Consider the following 551-nt stretch of genomic DNA (forward strand, 5'->3'; position numbering starts at 1 on the left):
GTAGCGATGATGGTGGCGTTGCCTTGGCTATCGAGTTTAATTTCGCCGCCGGCGTTATGAATGATTAAATCGCCTTGCCCAGAGCCTGTGATGTTAATTGACTTACTGGTTTGTAAAAACGTTGAACCATTTGGTACGTTGAGCTTTAAATCACTGTTATTAGTCTTTAGTAAAATATCACTTTGCGCGTTTATTTTAACCGCACGCCCCGAAATTAATGACAGCTCTTGGTCAGCTTTTACATCGATTTTTTTACCTGTGAACGCGTTGTTGCCGGCACTTTGGTAATTGATATTGCCGTTGTTAGTTTGTTGTTTGAGTTCATTTTTAACATCAATAAATTGATTGTTCTTTATCACAAACTGTACATTGTTTTGCTCGGTTTCTAGGCATAAATCGCGCCCGGCGTGTAAGTTTATCGTCCCAAGTTGGCTTATCCATTCTATGAATTGGCGGCCAGACTGTTTGGCGTTTAGCTCAAAGTAATGTTCACTGGCAAGGGTTTGTAAAATAACTTTTGGCTCATTGTCGTCATCATCAAATAGTAGTTC

The 551-nt window shown here is 40.1% G+C and carries 1 pseudogene; it reads right to left on the bottom strand.

The features are described from left to right. Positions 1-551 (bottom strand): annotated as a pseudogene (locus tag H5182_RS22070) (hypothetical protein); the annotation flags it as partial.

Source organism: Pseudoalteromonas sp. SG44-17 (genome assembly GCF_014164235.1).
Classification (GTDB): Bacteria; Pseudomonadota; Gammaproteobacteria; order Enterobacterales; family Alteromonadaceae; genus Pseudoalteromonas; species Pseudoalteromonas rhizosphaerae.